At 69.1% G+C, this 15983-nt stretch carries 11 protein-coding genes; 2 read left to right on the top strand and 9 right to left on the bottom strand.

Annotation, left to right across the window (positions count from 1 at the left end):
* Window positions 1-12: 12 nt before the first annotated feature.
* Together RIT73_RS00905 and RIT73_RS00900 are read left to right on the top strand one after the other, a co-directional pair.
* Window positions 13-1227: a histidine kinase gene (locus tag RIT73_RS00905; protein ID WP_309130166.1), complete on the top strand. Its 1215-nt coding sequence runs from the start codon at window positions 13-15 to the stop codon at window positions 1225-1227.
* The gene (locus RIT73_RS00900; protein WP_375294956.1) at window positions 1169-1834 is read left to right on the top strand and encodes a response regulator transcription factor; all 666 of its coding nucleotides are present in this window, start codon (window positions 1169-1171) and stop codon (window positions 1832-1834) included. Before RIT73_RS00905 ends, RIT73_RS00900 begins: the two co-directional genes overlap by 59 nt.
* A 183-nt stretch (window positions 1835-2017) precedes the next feature.
* Here RIT73_RS00900 and RIT73_RS00895 read toward each other — a convergent pair whose 3' ends face one another.
* From RIT73_RS00895 to RIT73_RS00855, 9 genes are all read right to left on the bottom strand, one after another.
* Entirely contained in the window at window positions 2018-3451 is a 1434-nt protein-coding gene (locus RIT73_RS00895) for a dicarboxylate/amino acid:cation symporter (protein WP_309130164.1), read from the bottom strand.
* A 185-nt stretch (window positions 3452-3636) separates the two neighbouring features.
* Window positions 3637-5175, bottom strand: a complete 1539-nt coding sequence (gene pyk / locus RIT73_RS00890; protein WP_309130163.1) for a pyruvate kinase — start codon at window positions 5173-5175, stop codon at window positions 3637-3639.
* 112 nt (window positions 5176-5287) lie between these two features.
* Window positions 5288-6727, bottom strand: a complete 1440-nt coding sequence (locus RIT73_RS00885; protein WP_309130162.1) for a glutamate synthase subunit beta — start codon at window positions 6725-6727, stop codon at window positions 5288-5290.
* A complete protein-coding gene (gene gltB, locus RIT73_RS00880) occupies window positions 6720-11336 on the bottom strand; it encodes a glutamate synthase large subunit (RefSeq protein ID WP_309130161.1) in 4617 nt (1538 codons plus the stop codon). The genes RIT73_RS00885 and gltB overlap by 8 nt, the downstream gene beginning before the upstream one ends.
* Before the next feature lie 340 nt (window positions 11337-11676).
* Window positions 11677-12801, bottom strand: coding sequence for a prolipoprotein diacylglyceryl transferase (gene lgt, locus RIT73_RS00875; protein WP_309130160.1), 1125 nt, complete (start codon window positions 12799-12801; stop codon window positions 11677-11679).
* A complete protein-coding gene (trpA, locus tag RIT73_RS00870) occupies window positions 12798-13589 on the bottom strand; it encodes a tryptophan synthase subunit alpha (RefSeq protein ID WP_309130159.1) in 792 nt (263 codons plus the stop codon). Before trpA ends, lgt begins: the two co-directional genes overlap by 4 nt.
* Entirely contained in the window at window positions 13586-14800 is a 1215-nt protein-coding gene (trpB, locus tag RIT73_RS00865) for a tryptophan synthase subunit beta (RefSeq protein ID WP_309130158.1), read from the bottom strand. Before trpB ends, trpA begins: the two co-directional genes overlap by 4 nt.
* 33 nt (window positions 14801-14833) lie before the next feature.
* Complete coding sequence (trpC, locus tag RIT73_RS00860; protein ID WP_309130157.1) at window positions 14834-15634, bottom strand: indole-3-glycerol phosphate synthase TrpC; 801 nt, start codon at window positions 15632-15634, stop codon at window positions 14834-14836.
* Entirely contained in the window at window positions 15631-15921 is a 291-nt protein-coding gene (locus tag RIT73_RS00855; protein ID WP_309130156.1) for an HGxxPAAW family protein, read from the bottom strand. Before RIT73_RS00855 ends, trpC begins: the two co-directional genes overlap by 4 nt.
* Between the last annotated feature and the right edge of the window lie 62 nt (window positions 15922-15983).

Genomic DNA, 15983 nt, shown 5'->3' with positions numbered 1-15983 from the left:
GAGGGGACCACGATGAACAGCCACGATGGTGGTCCCCTCCCCCGCCGCGACGCCGGAGACAGCCCGGAGGCGAAACCGCACCAGCGCCGGCCCAGCGGACTCGGCGACGCCTACCCGGATGTGCTCCCGCGTGAGCAGCGGGTGGAGACCCTGCTCATGGCCGGGATCTGGCTGTTCTTCCTCACGTTTCCCGCCTGGCAGCTCCTCCAGTCGCCCGACTTCGGTCCGGGCACGAAGACGCTCGGGATCGCGGCGCTCCTCGTCTTCTGTGTCATCTACCTCGTCGCGTTCATCCACACGCGTCCGCTCCCGATGCTCCCCCGCTGGGCCAATACCCTGCTCTACCAGTGCGTGCTGCTCGGCGTCCTGGTCGCAGGCGTCCCGTCGATCGGCACCGACATCGTCCTCACCGCGCCGTTCCTCTGCGCCCTGTGGCTGTTCCGTCATGATTGGTCCGTCGGGATCACCGGGACCGCCGGCGTAGTGCTCCTGGGCCTCGTCCTCGTCTGGTTCTACGCTCCCGCCGAAGACCGCACCTGGGCGTTCATCCCGCTCGTCGTCTCGGTCTGCTTCATCCTCGCCGTCCGCTATGCCAGCGGTCGCGAGGACCGCACACGCGGTCTCAAGGAGCAGCTGGCTCTGACCGCGCAGCGCGAGGCATTCGGGCGGGAGGTCCACGATGCGCTCGGCCACTCCCTGACCCTGATGAGCGTCAAGGTGCAGTTGGCCAGGCGACTGATCCGCACCGAACCTGCCCGGGCCGAAGCCGAGCTCGACGAGGTCCACGAACTCATCGCCGCCTCGATCTCCGAAGCCCGGTCCGTGGTCAACCGGGTCGGCGAGGATGCGGACCCGCTGACCCTCGACGAGCAGCTCGCCGCTGCCGCCCGCGCCCTGCGGGCCGCCGACATCGCGACCGAGCTCCCAACCGCGACCGCCCTGAGCTCCCTGACTCCAGAGAAGGACGCGGTCTTCGCCGCGTGCCTGCGGGAGGCCGTGACCAACATCATCCGCCATTCCCGGGCGACGCGGGTGTGCATCGACGTCGACCCCGACCGCCTCGTCGTCGTCGACGACGGGGTCGGCGGAGCACTCGGTCGGGACGGCCATGGGATCCCCGGCATGTCGGCTCGCGCCCGGGCCGCCTCGGCGAACCTCCGGGTGACCGATGCCGACCCCGGCCGGACACGGCCGGGCACTCGTGTGGAGGTGGCCTTTGGGCAGTGACGTCATCCGGGTGCTCCTCGCCGATGACCAGGCGCTGATCCGCGGCGGACTGGCAGCCCTCCTCGACCTCGAACCCGACATCTCGGTCGTGTGCCAGCTCGACTCGGGAGCGGGCGTCGCCGAGGCTGTCACGGAGCACGCCGTCGACGTCGCGGTCCTCGACATCGAGATGCCCGAGGTGGACGGTCTCACGGCCGCCGAAACCCTGCGCGAGACCCGGCCCGAGTGCGCGGTGCTCATCGTCACCACCTTCGGGCGGGCGGGGTACCTCCGGCGGGCGCTGGAGGCCGGAGTGCGCGGATTCGTCGTCAAGGACACCCCGGCCGAAGAGCTCGCCGAGGCGGTCCGCCGGGTCCATTCCGGGTCCCCGGCCTTCGACCCCGAACTGCTCACCGAGTCCCTGTCGGCCGGACAGAATCCGCTCACCGAACGTGAGCGCCAGATCCTGCGCAGCGCCCTCGACGGGTCACCGGTGAGACAGATCGCGAAGTCACTGTTCCTGTCGCCCGGGACGGTGCGCAACCATCTGTCCTCGGCGATCGGGAAGGTCCACGCGACGACGCGGACGGAGGCGGCGACCATCGCCCGCGACCGCGGCTGGCTGTGAGCCCGCGGCGGAGAAGGCCGTGGCAGGAGGCGAAGGGCCCCGAACCGTCCGAGTACGCGAAGGACCCCGAACTCGACGTTCGGGGTCCTTCGGTGATCAGCGCAAGTTCAGCCGTGCATGCGGCTCACGTGCGCCCATTCGACCGTGCAGGCGGCTCGCCCGCGCGAGCGACTCGGACGTGGCTCACCTGCGGCTCGCCGGCGCCGGTGATCCGTCGTCGGCGGGCTCGGCCGACTCGGCGATCGACGCGGCGATCGACTCGTCGTCGGCGACCGCCTCGGCGTCGACCACGCCGGTCTCCTCGACCGGGACGTAGCCGTCGATGCGGCGGGAGTGATAGCGGTCGACGTCGAGGATGCCGTGGCGCTTGGCGACGATCGCGGGCACCAGGGCCTGACCGGTGACGTTGAGCGCGGTGCGGCCCATGTCGACGATCGGCTCGATGGCCAGCAGCAGTCCGACGCCCTCGAGCGGAAGGCCCAGCGTCGACAGGGTGAGGGTGAGCATCACCGTCGCCCCGGTCGTGCCGGCCGTCGCGGCGGAGCCGATGACGGAGACGAAGACGATGAGGAAGTACTGCACCGGGCCCAGGTCGATGCCGAAGAACTGCGCGACGAACACCGCGGCGATGGCCGGGTAGATGGCGGCGCAGCCGTCCATCTTCGTCGTCGCACCGAAGGGCACGGCGAAGGCGGCATAGCCCGACGGGACGCCGAAGTTGTCGGTGGCGACCTTCTGCGTCACCGGCATCGTGCCGATCGAGGACCGGGACACGAATCCCAGCTGCGCAGCGGGCCAGACGCCGGAGAAGTACTGCCGGGCCGAGAGGCCGTTGAGTTTGGCCAGGCTCGGGTAGACGACGAAGAAGACGAGCGCGAGGCCGAGGTAGACGGCGACGACGAACCACATCAGGGAACCCATCGTGGACCAGCCGTAGGAGTTGACGGCGTTGCCGATCAGGCCGAGGGTGCCGATCGGGGCGATGCGCACGATCCACCACACGACCTTCTGCACGACGGCCAGGGCCGCCTCGACGAACTCGAGGAAGGGTTCGGCCGCTTTGCCGACCTTGACGGCGGCGATGCCGATGGCACCGGAGACGATGATGAGCTGGAGGACGTTGAAGTTGACCTCGGAGACGAGGCCGCCCGCCTCCTGTCCGGTCTCGACCTCGAGGCCGAGGACATTCGCGGGGATGAGCCCGGTGAGGAACGCGATCCAGCTGCCCTCCTGCGAGGGTGCAGCGCCGCTCAGCGACGCCGTGTCGGCGTGGGCGCCGGGCTGCATGACGACGCCGAGGAGAAGGCCGATGATGACGGCGATGAGCGCCGTGAAGGCGAACCACAGCAGCGTGGAGCCGGCCAGCCGGGCGGCGTTCGTCACCCGCCGCAGGTTGCCGATGCTGGCGATGATCGCCGTGATGATGAGCGGAACGACCGCGGCTTTGAGCAGGGTGACGTACGAATCGCCGATCGTCGCGAGGGTCTGCCCGAGCCAGTTGTCGGTCTCCTCACTGACGGGCCCGATCGACCGGGCGATGAGGCCCAGCACCACTCCGGCGATGAGTGCGATCGTGACCTGCACTCCGAATGATCTGCTCCATTTGGGTAAACGCATGAATGTCCTTTCCACAACCCACACAACTGTTGAGCAATCCGGGAAATTCCGCAAGTCGGAGTGACGAATGTCGCACTGATACGCCACCGGCGGCCGCCCCTTCCGGGGCGACCGCCGGTGAAGTGGGTGGTCTATCGGTGTTGAGCAGAACCGTGAGCGCGTTCCCGCTCAGGGTTCAGGCGCACTCAGCGCCCGGAGTCCGGGACGACGGGGATCTCGTTGGTCGCCGCCGATTCTGGGACGATGCCGTAACCGGCCAAGGGGTCCTCGTCATTGTCCGAGTCGTCCTCGTAGGCCGCGGCCACACCCTTCGCGGCATCCCCCATCGTGTGGATGCGCAGGGCGTTCGTCGACCCCGGGATCCCGGGAGGGGAACCGGCGACGATGATGCTCTGATCGCCTTCGCGGGCGGTGCCGTCGGCGAGCAGCACGGCGTCGACCTGCCGGGCCATCTGGTCCGTGTGGCGCACCGTCTTGACGAGGTAGGGGCGCACTCCCCAGGTCAGCGCCAACTGGTGGCGGACCTGCGCATCGGGGGTGAAGCCGAGGATCGGCCACACCGGGCGCAGCCTGGCCATCCGGCGCACCGAGTCGCCGGTCTGGGAGAACGTGCACAGGAGATCGATGTCGAGCTGCTCGGCGATGCGCACGGCCGCGGCGGTGACGGCCCCGCCCTTGGTGTGGGGAACGGTCCCCAGCGGGGGGATGCGATCGAGCCCGTGGACCTCGGTCGATTCGATGATCCGGCTCATCGTCCGGATCGCTTCCATCCAATGCGCACCGACAGAGGTCTCGCCGGAGAGCATGAGCGCATCGGCACCGTCGAGGACGGCGTTGGCGCAGTCACTGGCCTCAGCGCGAGTGGGCCGGGCGTTGTCGATCATCGTCTCGAGCATCTGGGTGGCGACGATGACGGGCTTGGCCTGCCGGCGGGCGAGCTCGACCGCGCGCTTCTGCACGATCGGCACCTGCTCGAGCGGCAGCTCGACGCCGAGGTCGCCGCGGGCGACCATGATCCCGTCGAAGGCGTCGATGATCTCCGCCAGCTGGTCGACGGCCTGGGGCTTCTCGAGCTTCGCGATGATCGGAGCGCTGACGCCGACCTCGCGCATGATCGCGTGGACGTCGGCCGCATCCTCGGGGCTGCGGACGAACGACAGCGCCACCCAGTCGAAACCGAGGCGCAGGCCCCACTTGAGGTCTTCGACGTCCTTCTCCGACAGCGCCGGAACGGAGACCGGAACGCCGGGGAGGTTGATGCCCTTGTTGTTCGAGATCGGTCCGCCGATCTCGACCTCGGTGACGACGTCGGTCTCGGTGACCTCTGTCGCTCGCAGGCGCAGACGGCCGTCGTCGATGAGCAGCGGATCACCGACGGAGACGTCTCCCGGCAGGGTCGACAGCGTCGTGCTGACGATCTCGGAGGTGCCGGGGACGTCGCGGCTCGTGATGGTGAACGTGGCGCCTTCGACGAGCTCCTCCCGCCCGTTGGCGAATCGCCCGACCCGGATCTTCGGACCCTGCAGGTCAAGGAGGACGGCCACGGCGCGACCGGTGTCGGCGGCCGCGCGGCGGACCCAGGCGAGTTTCTCCTCGTGCTCCGCACGATCCCCGTGGCTGAGGTTGAACCGGGCGACGTCCACCCCCTCGTCGACCAGGGCACGGATCTCTTCATAGGAGTTCTGATTCGGACCTAAAGTTGCAACAATCTTCGCACGCCTCATGCACACCACCCTACCTGGACCGCGACTCGGCTTCAGCGCCGAGGCCGGTCGTTCGTCTTGGACATAGTATCCGCGATACGGAAAAGTATTTCCGTAGAGCGGTATGCCCAGTCTAACACTTGAACGCTGCGGCTGTCGGTTCGACCGGCCTCGGCAGGCGCGTCGACCCCATCAGGTACTCGTCGACCTCGGCCGCCGCGGCCCGGCCCTCGGCGATCGCCCAGACGATGAGCGACTGTCCGCGACCGGCGTCTCCGGCGACGAAGGTTCCCGGCGCAGTGGCGGAGTAGTCGCCCGAGCGCGTGAACCGACCCCGGTCGGTGTCGAGCTCGAAGTCCTGCGTCTCCGGTCCGGAGAATCCCAGGGCGAGGAGCACGAGATCGGCCGGGAGGGTGTGCTCGGTCCCCGGGGTCGGGATCCGCGCCCCGTCGACGAACTGGGTCCGCGACAGCCGCAGACCGGTGACCCGGCCCTCGGCGCCGGATTCGAAGCCGATCGTCGACGACAGGTACCGTCTCGTGCCGCCCTCCTCGTGGGAGGACTGGACCTCGAAGATGCGCGGCACCGTGGGCCACGGTTGTTCGGCCGGCCGGTCGGCGGGAGGCTGCTCGCCGATGGCCAGGGTCGTCACGCTCGCGGCCTGCTGCCGCAAGGCGGTGCCCAGGCAGTCGGCCCCGGTGTCACCGCCGCCGATGATGATGACGTGCTTGCCCTCGGCATCGATGAGGTCGACGTCGTCACCGGCCTGGGCCCGGTTGGATGGGACGAGGTAATCCATCGCGAACTCGATGCCCTTCAGCTCACGGCCCGGCAGATCCATGTCACGGGGCACGGTCGCTCCCGTGCACAGGACAACGGCGTCGAACCGGGCCCGCAGTTCGTCGAACGAGATGTCGGTGCCGATCGCGACGGAGGTTTCGAACCGGGTGCCCTCGGCGCGCATCTGCTCCAGTCTGCGGTCGATGTGGTGCTTCTCGAGTTTGAAGTCCGGGATGCCGTAGCGCAGCAGACCCCCGATCCGGTCCTCGCGTTCGAACACGACGACGGTGTGCCCCGCGCGGGTGAGCTGCTGGGCGGCGGCGAGGCCCGCCGGACCCGATCCGACCACGGCGACCGTGTGCCCGGTGATGCGGTCAGGGATCACCGGTTGGATGAGTCCCGCCTCGAAGCCCTGGTCGACGATGCTCACCTCGACCTGTTTGATCGTCACCGCGGGCTGGTTGATGCCGAGCACGCAGGCGTTCTCGCACGGCGCCGGGCACGCGCGGCCGGTGAATTCGGGGAAGTTGTTCGTCGCATGGAGGATGTCGACGGCACGGGCGAGCTCACCGCGGTACATCGCGTCGTTGAACTCGGGGATGAGATTGCCCAGCGGGCAGCCCTGATGGCAGAACGGGATGCCGCAGTCCATGCAGCGCGAGGCCTGACGGCGCAGCTGCTCGCCGTCGCCGGCTTCATAGACCTCGCGATAGTCGAGCAGTCGGATGGGGACGGGACGACGGGCCGGGAGCTCCCGGGTCGGCACCTTCAAGAAACCGCGCGGATCAGCCACGGGTCACCTCCAGGATCTTCGCCCAGGCCTCGTCCCCGTCGGGGGCTCCCCCGGCGGCGATCGTCTCGGCCTGGATGCCCACCACGTGCGAGTAGGCGACGGGAATGATCTTCGTGAATCGCGACAGGACGTCGTCGCCGCGCCTCAATCCGGTCAGCAGCTCGGTCGCGAGCGGCGAGTCGGTGCGGCGGGCGTGTTCGTCGAGGAGCCGGGTGAGGACGCTCATGTCCTCCCCCGAGACTCCGGTGAACCGGAAGACGCCGGCCGCCCGTTCACTCGGATTGAGTCGGCTGGAATTGAAGTCGAGGACGTAGGCCACGCCTCCGGACATGCCTGCGGCGAAGTTGCGGCCGGTGGGTCCGAGGATGACGGCCACTCCCCCGGTCATGTATTCGAGACCGTGGTCGCCGATTCCCTCGACCACGGCTTCGACGCCGGAGTTGCGGACGAGGAAGCGCTCCCCGACCTGACCGGAGACGAACAGGCGACCTGCCGTGGCGCCGTAGGCGAGCACGTTGCCGGCGATGACGTTGTGCTCCGGACGGCCCGGGTTGACCGGGTGCGGACGGACGGTGACGATGCCGCCCGAGAGCCCCTTGCCGACGTAGTCGTTGGCGTCGCCGGTGAGGCTGAGCGTGATACCGGCCGGCAGGAACGCCCCGAGGGACTGACCCGCGGTGCCGTGGAGGTCGACGGTGATCGTGTCATCGGACAGCCCCGCCTCGGCGTGGGCCAGCGTCAGATGGTGGCCGAGCAGGGTGCCGACGCTGCGATCGGTGTTGACGACCTCCGCGCTCACCCGCACCGGCAGGCCCGACCTCACCGCATCGCCGACCTGCTCGAGCAGCCGGGCGTCGAGTTCGGCGCTGAAGTCGCGGTGGACTCGCTCGGCGCTGCGCCGGATCGGCGCCGCCCCGGAGACCGGCCGCGGGGACTGGAGGATCGGCGTCAGATCGAGCTCCGGGGCCAGCGCCCGGGCGCGGTCGGGGTCGATCGCGAGATGCTCGACGGCGCCGATCGCCTCGTCGAGGCTGCGGAAGCCGAGTTCGGCGAGCAGCTCGCGGACCTCGGTGGCGAGGAAAGTGAAGAAGTTGACGACGTGCTCGGCCTTGCCGTGGAAGCGCTCCCGCAGGACGGGGTTCTGGGTGGCCACTCCGACCGGGCAGGTGTCCTTGTGGCAGACGCGCATCAGGATGCAGCCGGCGACGACGAGCGCCGAGGTGGCGAAGCCGTACTCCTCCGCCCCGAGCAGGGCGGCGATGACGATGTCGCGTCCGGTCTTGAGCTGGCCGTCGACCTGCACGCTGACCCGGTGGCGCAGCCCGTTGAGCACGAGGGTCTGCTGGGTCTCGGCCAGGCCCAGCTCCCAGGGGGTGCCGGCGTGCTTGAGCGAGTTGAGCGGGCTGGCCCCGGTGCCGCCGTCGTGTCCGGACACGAGCACGACGTCGGCTCCGGCCTTCGTCACACCCGCTGCGACCGTCCCGATGCCGATTCCCGACACCAGTTTGACGTGGACCCGGGCCCGGGCGTTGGCCCTCCCCAGGTCGTGGATGAGCTGCGCGAGGTCTTCGATGGAGTAGATGTCGTGATGCGGCGGCGGCGAGATCAGTCCGACCCCGGGCGTGGCATGCCGGGTCTTCGCGATCCAGGGGTAGACCTTCTCGCCCGGCAGCTGGCCGCCCTCGCCGGGCTTCGCGCCCTGGGCCATCTTGATCTGGATGTCGTCGGCCGCCGTCAGGTAATGGCTGGTCACCCCGAAGCGACCGCTGGCGACCTGTTTGATCGCGGAGCGGCGCTCGGGGTCGAGCAGACGCTCGACGTCCTCGCCGCCCTCGCCGGTGTTCGACTTCCCGCCGATCCGGTTCATCGCGATCGCCAGGGTCTCGTGGGCCTCCTGCGACAGGGAGCCGTAGCTCATGGCACCGGTCGAGAACCGTTTCATGATGGCGCCGACATCCTCGACTTCGTCGATGTCGATGGGACCGGAGGTCTTCGGCACGAACCGGAACAGCCCGCGCAGGGTCATCAGCTCCCGCGCCTGGTCGTCGATCGCCGAGGTGTACTCCTTGAAGATGTCGTAGCGCGCCGAGGCGGTGGCGTGCTGGAGCTTGAACACGGTCTCCGGGTTGAACAGGTGGCCGGGTCCCTCCCGCCGCCACTGGTACTCCCCGCCCACCTCGAGCTCGCGGTGGGCGGGCCGGGGCCTGTCGTCACGGTAGGCCTCGGCGTGGCGGGCGAGGACATCGGCGGCGATCCGCTCGATGCCGTGGCCGCCGAGCTGGTGCGGGGTGCCGGTGAAGAACCGGGAGATGAAGGCGTCGGAGAGTCCGAGCGCTTCGAAGGTCTGGGCGCCCTTGTACGACTGGACCGTGGAGATGCCCATCTTCGACATGATCTTCATCAGGCCCTTGTTGAGCGCGTCGAGGATGTTGGCCACCGCCCGCTCCTGGTAGACGGCGGTGACGCGGCCGGTGCGCACGAGCACCTCGGCGGTCTCCATCACGAGATACGGGTTGACCGCGGAGGCGCCGAAGCCGAGCAGGGTCGCGACATGGTGGACCTCACGCACGTCGCCGGCCTCGACGACGATGCTCGCCCGCGTCCGGCAGCGCCGGCGCACGAGGTGGTGATGGAGGGCGGAGGTGAGCAGCAGGGACGGGATCGGGGCGCGCTCAGAGCTTGAGTCGCGGTCGCTGATGACGAGGAACATGGCGTCTGCGTCCATCGCGGCATCGGCCTCGGCGCAGATCTCGTCGATCCGCTGCTGCATCGCGCGCTCGCCGCCGCGGACGGGGAACAGGCCAGAGAGCACCGTGGTCGGACGGTCGACGCCGACGCCGAGGTGGGCGCCCTTGAGATGGACGATCGCCGCGAGTTCGTCGTTGTCGATGACCGGCCGATCGAGCAGGATGTGCATCGAATCGGGCCGGCTGCTCTCGAGCAGGTTGCCCTCCCGGCCGATTGCGGCGGCCATGGACGTCACCACGGACTCGCGGATCGAGTCGAGCGGCGGGTTCGTCACCTGCGCGAAGTTCTGGGAGAAGTAGTCGAAGAGCAGACGTGGGCGGTTGCTCAGGGCGGCGATCGCGGTGTCCGTGCCCATGGCGCCCAGAGGCTCCGCGCCGGTCTCGGCCATCGGGGAGATGAGCAGCCGCAGCTCCTCCTCGGTGTAGCCGAAGGTCTGCTGGCGCCGGCGCACCGACGACTGCGGGTGCGTGATGTGGACGCGGGTGGGCAGTTCGCCGAGGCGCTTCGACGACTGCGCGACCCAGTCGTCGTAGGGGTGCTCGGCGGCGAGCTGGTTCTTGATCTCCGTGTCGGAGACGATCCGCTCCTCGACGGTGTCGACGAGGAACATGCGGCCCGGGGTGAGTCGGCCCCGCGCGACGATCCGCGACTCGTCGAGGTCGACGACGCCCGATTCGCTGGCCAGGACGACCGTGTCCTCGGTCATGGTGTAGCGGGCCGGGCGCAGTCCGTTGCGATCGAGCACGGCGCCGGCGATCCGCCCGTCGGTGAAGGCCACGCAGGCGGGACCGTCCCAGGGCTCCATGAGCTGGGAGTGGTACTCGTAGAAGGCGCGGCGGGCCTCCCCCATGCCGGGGTTGTTCTGCCAGGCCTCGGGGATCATCATCAGCAGCGCCTGCGGCAGGGACCGGCCTGCGGCGACCATGAGCTCGAGGACGGTGTCGAACGAACCGGAGTCGGAGGTGTCCGGCGGGACGATCGGGCTGATCCGTTCGAGTCCGGGATCGGGCAGGGCATGGGCGCCGGCGGGCTGGAGCAGATCGGAGCCGAGCGCCGATTCCCGGGCCCGCATCCAGTTCCGGTTGCCGCGCACGGTGTTGATCTCACCGTTGTGGGCGATGAGCCGGAACGGCTGCGCGAGCTTCCACGACGGGAAGGTGTTGGTGGAGAAGCGGGAGTGGACGAGTGCGATCCGGGAGAGGAACTCGGGATCGGCGAGATCGGGGTAGAAGGCGCCGAGCTGCGCGGTCGAGAGCATGCCCTTGTACGTCAGGGTGCGACTCGACAGGGACGGGAAGTAGAGGCCGTGGTTGCCGATCCGCTTCCGGGCCAGGAAGGCGCGGCGTTCGAGATCGTCCTGGTCGACGGTCGGTGACTCGTCGGCGCCGACGAGGAACACCTGCTTGAGCAGGGGCTGGGTGCGCCGCGCGATGTCACCGAGGATCGACGCCTCGTGCGGGACGCCGCGCCAGGCGAGTATCCGCAGTCCCTCCTCGGCGGCGATGCGGGCGAACAGGTCCTCCTGTGCCTGGTGGGCATCGGGATCGAGGAATGCCGTCCCGACGGCGTAGCCTCCGGGGGCGGGCAGGACGTCGCCGAGCTCGCGGCGGAAGAAGGAATCGGGAACCTGGACGGTGATGCCGGCGCCGTCGCCGGTGCCTTCGTCGGATCCGATGCCGCCGCGGTGTTCGAGTTTGCGCAGGGCCTCAAGGGCTTGGGCGACGACCTCGTGGTCGGGTCCGCCGCGGTAGCGCACGATGAGCGCCAGACCGCAGTTGTCGTGTTCGAGCGAGGGATCGTAGAGTCCGTCGCGGATCGGGGCTTTCGGGGTCGGGCGGTTCGGGGTCGATGATTCGGACATCGGCTGCCTTCACATAGTCGGTTCTTCCAGAAGACGACGCTGTCCTGGTTGTCGAGAAGCGTCGTGCGGAGATCGTCCAGCGACGCAGAAGTGACGTGGTTCTCACTGTCGGCTTCTCAACTTACACCGATGAGGCACGGGACACCGAACCCGAAAAGGACCGATTTGCGGACCAAAGCGTCTCAGCGTGTGGGAAACCCCAGGTCAGAAGCGGTGGCTTGCGCCTGTCGGCCGGCCCTCAGAAGCGGTGGCTTGCGCCTGTCGGCCGGCCCTCAGAAGCGGTGGCTTGCGCCTGGCGGACGGCCCTCAGAAGCGGTGGCCGGCACGCCGCGACCGGCCCTCAGCGGCGGCGATCGTCGCGGTTCGACCGGCCCTTGTTCGCGACGTCGGGGATGATCGAGATCGCCGAGGTGACGGCCCCGAAGAACCCGAATCCGCGCCGCTCGTCCCCCTCGTCGGACTTCCGGCGGTCATCGGCTCGCGCCTCGACAGCCCCGGTCGACCCGGGTTCGGGTGAGCCGGTGCCCGCATCCGGTCCGCGACCCGGCGAGGCCGGGCCGGCATAGTCGCCGCCGGAGGCGTCGTCGTCGCGTCCGGCGAGGGCGCGGGCACCGGGGAGGTAGACGTCGGTCTCGGGCTCCCTGTGCCGGCGGCGCGAGGCGATGAACCAGACCAGGCCGACGGCGAACACGAGGATCGACGTCCAGATGTTCAGACGCAGTCCGAGGACGAGCTCCGCATCATCGATGCGCAGGGCCTCGATCCACACGCGCCCGAGGGTGTAGTAGCAGATGTAGAGGGCGAAGACCTGTCCGTGCCCGAGTCGGAACCTCTTCGCCGCGGCGATGAGGATGAGGCAGCCGACGAGGTTCCAGACCGACTCGTAGAGGAACGTCGGGTGGAACAGTGTGTCGGCGGGCAGGGAGTGGTCGGGCCAGTTGGGGTTGGGCGCCCCGTCCCTGAACTTGTCGATCTGCAGCCCCCACGGCAGCGTGGTGGGGGCGCCGAAGAGCTCCTGGTTGAACCAGTTGCCCCAGCGGCCCACCGCTTGGGCGAGGATGAGCCCGGGAGCCGCGGCGTCGAGGAACGGCAGGATCCGGATCCCCTGATAGCGGGCGCACGCCCAGGCAGCGAGCATTCCCAGGGCCACCGCGCCCCAGATGCCGAGTCCCCCGTTCCAGATCTTCAACGCGTCGATCGGATTGCCGCCGGGACCGAAGTACGGGTCCGGGGTGGAGAAGACGTGGTAGATCCGTCCGCCGATGATCCCGGCCGGAACCGTGATGATCGCGATGTTCCACAGGTCGTCCTCGTGTCCGCCCAACGACCGCCACCGCCTGGAGGTCAGCCACAGGGCGAGGACGATGCCGGTGAGGATGCAGAGGGCGTAGGCGTGGATCGTCAACGGTCCGATGCTGAAACCGCTCCATGCGGGAGAAGGGATCGCGGCGAGGTGATCTCTCATGCACAGCCCTCGGCGAGCTGCTCGGTCAGCGCCGCGAGCTCTCTCACGCCGCCGCCCTCGAGCGCCCTGACGAGGGCGGAGCCGACGATGACGCCGTCGGAGTACTCGGCGACCTCGGCGGCCTGTTCCCGGGTGGAGACGCCGAGGCCCACGCAGGCACGCGCGGCTCCGGCTTCTTTGAGCCGGGAGACCAGATCCCGGGCGTGGTCGTCGACTTCGGACCGGACTCCGGTCACTCCCATGGTCGAGGCGGCGTAGACGAATCCGCGGCTGGCCTCGACGATCGTGGCGATCCGCTCCGGCGTCGACGAAGGGGCGGCGAGGAAGATGCGGTCGAGGTCGTAGGCATCCGAGGCGGCCAGCCAGTCATGAGCCTCATCAGGAATCAGGTCGGGGGTGATGATCCCGGCTCCGCCGGCGGAGTCGAGGTCACGGGCGAAGGCGTCGACGCCGTACTGCAGGACGAGGTTCCAGTAGCTCATCACGACGGCGGTTCCCCCCGCCTCGGTGATGGCGGACACGGCGGTGAACACGTCCTTGGTCCGGACGCCGTTCTCGAGGCCGCGCTCGACGGCGTGCTGGATGACGGGACCGTCCATGCCGGGGTCGGAGTAGGGCATCCCCACCTCGACGATGTCGGCGCCGGAGCGCACGAGTTCGACCATCGCCTCGATCGATCCCTCGACTGAGGGGAAGCCGACGGGCAGGTAGCCGATCAGTGCGGCCTTGGCCCCCCGCTCGTCGACGGCGTCAAGGGTGGCGCCCGTCCGGGCTCCGCGCGTTGTCATACCTGTACTGCTCCTTCGTCGAAGTAGTCGAACCATTTGGCCGCCGTCGTCATGTCCTTGTCACCGCGGCCGGAGAGGTTGACCAGCAGCACGGCGTCGGGTCCGAAGTCGCGCCCGACCCGCATCGCTCCGGCCAGCGCGTGGGCGGATTCGATGGCGGGGATGATGCCCTCGGTGCGCGAGAGCAGGCGCATAGCCTCCATCGCCTCCTCGTCGCCGACCGGTTCGTAGATGACGCGGGAGGTCTCGTGCAGGTAGGAGTGCTCGGGACCCACGGAGGGGTAGTCGAGACCCGCCGAGATCGAGTGGGAGGCGCGGGTCTGTCCGTCTGAGTCCTGGAGGATGTAGGTGGCGGAGCCATGGAGGACTCCGGGGCGGCCACCGGAGAATCGGGCGGCATGGCGACCGGTCTCGACGCCCTCCCCACCGGCTTCGAAGCCGTAGATCCTCACCTCGGTGTCGGCGAGGAAGGCCGCGAAGATGCCCATCGCGTTCGAGCCGCCCCCCACGCACGCGCAGACGGCGTCGGGCAGGCGTCCGGCGGCCTCGAGGATCTGATTGCGGGCCTCATCGCCGATGACCCGCTGGAAGGAGCGGACCATGGCGGGGAACGGGTGCGGTCCGGCGACGGTGCCGATGACGTAGTGGGTGCGGGCGACGTTGGCGACCCAGTCGCGCATCGCCTCGTTCATCGCGTCCTTGAGCGTGCGGGTGCCGTTGGACACGGCGTTGACCTTCGCCCCGAGCAGGCGCATGCGGGCGACGTTGAGGGCCTGTCGCTGCGTGTCCTCCTCGCCCATGTAGACCTCGCACTCCATGTCGAGCAGAGCCGCGGCGGTGGCGGTGGCGACGCCGTGCTGGCCGGCGCCGGTCTCCGCGATCAGGCGCGTCTTGCCCATTCGTTTGGCGAGCAGCGCCTGGGCCAGGGCGTTGTTGATCTTGTGGCTGCCGGTGTGGTTGAGATCCTCACGTTTGAGGAACACCCGCGCGCCGCCGCAGTGAGCGGCGAACCGGGTGGCCTCCGTCAGCAGGCTGGGCCTGCCGATGTAGCTGCGCTGGAGTTCCAGCAGCTCCTCGGTGAACTCGGGATCGACTTGCGACTTGCGCCAGGTTTCCTCGATCTCGTCCAAGGCGGGGATCAGCGCCTCGGGGATGAATCTGCCTCCGAAGGGACCGAAGTAGGGTCCCTGTTCCTGACTCAGGTCGGTCATTGCTGTCCTTCGTTGTGGTGGATGGTCACCGGCTCATCGGGCGGTGGCCGCAGTGCGGATGCGTGCTCCGGTCGCGGTGTAGCGGGCGACGGCGGTCTCCGGGTCGCCGTCCTTGACCAGGGCTTCGCCGACGAGAACCGCGTGCGCCCCGGCTGCGGCATAGGTCTCGACCTCGACCAGTCCGGACACTCCCGACTCGGCGACGAGGGTGCAACCGGTCGGGGCGAGTTCGGCCAGGGGCGCGAACCGGTTCGTGTCGACGCTGAGGTCCTTGAGATTGCGAGTGTTGATGCCGATCAGCCGGGCGTCGAGTCCGGCGGCGATCTCGAGTTCGTACGTGTCGTGCGTCTCGACCAGGGCCGTCATGCCCAGTTCGCGGGACAGGTCGAGGTAGTCGCGCAGCTGCGCGGGCTCGAGGGCTGCGACGATGAGCAGCACGAGGTCGGCGCCGTGGGCCCGGGCCTCGTAGAACTGGTATTCGTCGACCATGAAGTCCTTGCGCAGGAGGGGGACGTCGACGGCCGCGCGGACCTCGTCGAAGTCGGCGAGGCTGCCGGAGAAGCGGCGGCTCTCGGTGAGCACGCTGATGGCCTTCGCACCGCCGGCGGCGTAGAGCCCGGCCAGTCGGCCGGGCTCGGCGATCGGGGCGAGATCGCCGCGGGAAGGCGACCGGCGCTTCACCTCGGCGATGACCGAGAAGTCGGCGTCGAGGTCGAAGCCGCGCACGGGCGCCGCGTCTCGTGCCCGGGCGATCATCTCGTCCAGGCCGACCTCGCGCCGCCGGGCCTCCAGGTCCTCCCGGACACCGGCGACGATGTCGTCGAGGACCGTCATTGGGTGCGCGGGTTCGGCCTGCGCTCGGACGGCTTGTTGCCCAGGCCCACGGCCCGCAGGATCAGGCCGACGACGAGGCCGACGACGACGATGCCGATGGCGATGTAGGTGATCATCGGGTTGTGGATCGTGAAGCCCACGCAGCCGACCGTGATGCCGATGAGCATGATGGTCACGCCGGTCCACGCGGCCACCGAGTTGCCGTGGCCAGGATCGGCGATGACGGAATAGTCGATCGTCGACTTGTCGAGATCGGTGGCGCCGTTGCGAGCGACGGATTGCGACATGGTGCTCCTTCTCAAGCTGTGCCTGCAGCATGCAGCTGGTTGTTCTTTCCTATATTGTGACA

This window comes from Brevibacterium sp. (assembly GCF_031179145.1).
Classification (GTDB): Bacteria; Actinomycetota; Actinomycetes; order Actinomycetales; family Brevibacteriaceae; genus Brevibacterium.
This window is presented reverse-complemented; position numbering and strand designations above follow the sequence as displayed.